The organism is Pseudonocardia sp. SID8383 (genome assembly GCF_009864975.1).
Taxonomy (GTDB): Bacteria; Actinomycetota; Actinomycetes; order Mycobacteriales; family Pseudonocardiaceae; genus Pseudonocardia; species Pseudonocardia alni.
This window is the reverse complement of sequence record NZ_WWFY01000469.1, coordinates 1-1726: the sequence shown is the minus strand read 5'-3', so window position 1 is coordinate 1726 and position 1726 is coordinate 1. Positions and strand designations below refer to the sequence as shown.

Annotated in this window: 1 protein-coding gene; it reads left to right on the top strand. The window is 76.5% G+C overall.

All coding sequences use genetic code 11. The features are described 5' to 3' along the window. The coding region (locus tag GTW08_RS11415) for an amino acid adenylation domain-containing protein (RefSeq protein ID WP_161151891.1) at positions 1–1726 on the top strand (1726 nt) is incomplete at both ends.

The window sequence follows — 1726 nt, the reverse complement described above, 5'->3', positions numbered from 1 at the left end:
GGTGGCGATCCTGCGTGCGGGCGCGGCGTACCTGCCGGTCGACCCGGACCAGCCGCCGGCGCGGACCACGCTGGTGCTCGACGACGCCCGCCCGGCCGTCGTGCTGAGCACGGCCGGTGTCGCCGCCGAGCTGCCGCTGCCCGACGGGACCCCGACCGTGCTGCTCGACGACGACGCCGACCGGGCGGCGATCGCCGCCGCCCCGGTCGCCCCGGTGCCCGACGTCGACGTCCTCGGCGCCGCCTACGTCATCCACACCTCCGGCTCCACCGGACGGCCCAAGGGCGTCGTGCTGACCCACAGCGGTGTCACCCAGCTCGTCGCCACCCAGACCGAGCGGCTCGGGCTCGGCGCGGACGACCGGATCCTCGGGTTCGCCTCGACCGGCTTCGACGTCGCGTTCTGGGAGCTGTGCATGGCACTGCTCTCCGGCGGGCGGCTGGTCGTGGTGCCCTCGGAGCTGCGGCTGCCGGTGCCCGAGCTGGCCGACTACGCCCACGAGCACGCGGTGACGGTGATGGTGCTCCCGCCCGCGCTGCTCGCCGCGCTGGGCCCGGACGTCACGCTGCCCCCGGCGACCCTGCTCGCCGGTACCGAGCGGGTGTCCCCGGAGCTGGTAGCGCGCTGGGCACGGGGCCGGACGATGTTCAACGCCTACGGTCCGACCGAGGTCACCGTCAACTCCACGCTGGGCCGGTGCGACCCGGCGCGGACCGGGCCGGTGGTGCCGATCGGGGTCGCCGACCCGATGACCGACGCGTACGTGCTGGGCCCCGACCTGGCTCCGGTCCCGGACGGCGAGCAGGGCGAGCTCTACCTCGGCGGCCCCGGTCTGGCCCGGGGCTACCTGAACAAGCCGGGCCTGACCGCGGAGCGGTTCGTCGCCGACCCGTTCGGGCCCGCGGGCGGGCGGCTCTACCGCACCGGCGACCTCGTGCGCGTCGACGAGCGCGGCGAGCTCGAGTTCCTGGGCCGCGTCGACGACCAGCTCAAGGTCCGCGGCTACCGGATCGAGCCCGGCGAGATCGAGTCGGCGCTGCGGGCCCACCCCCACGTCGCCGAGGCCGTCGTCGGCGTGCACGAGGCCGCGCCGGGGGACCGGCGTCTCACCGCGTGGGTCGTCCCCGCGACCGCCGGGGACACCCCCGCCGACGACGGTGCCGAGCGCGTCGCCGACTGGCGCGACGTCCACGAGCTGCTCTACGCCGCCACCTCCGCCGACGACGGCGACCCCACCGGCTACGAGGGCGGCTTCGCCGGCTGGAACTCCACCTACGATGGCACCCCCATCCCGCGCGCGGACATGCAGGCCTGGCGCGACGCCACCGTCGCCCGGATCCGCGAGCTCGGCCCCGGCCGGGTCCTGGAGCTCGGCGTCGGCAACGGTCTGCTGCTCGCGGAGCTGGCCCCGGACTGTCCCCGCTACGTCGGCACCGACGTGTCCGCCGAGGCCGTCGCCGCGCTGTCGCGGTGGGTCGCGACCCGCCCCGAGCTGCGCGGGCGCGTCGAGCTGGCCCCCGCCGCCGCCCACGAGCTCGACGGCATCACCGGTCCCTTCGACACCATCGTGATCAACTCCGTCGCCCAGTACTTCCCGGGCCCGGAGTACCTGACCGACGTGCTGACCCGGGCCGCGGCGCTGCTCGCCCCGGGCGGCGCGATCGTCGTCGGCGACGTCCGGCACGCCGGGCTGCTGCGCACCTTCCGCGCCGGGGTCGTCGCCGCC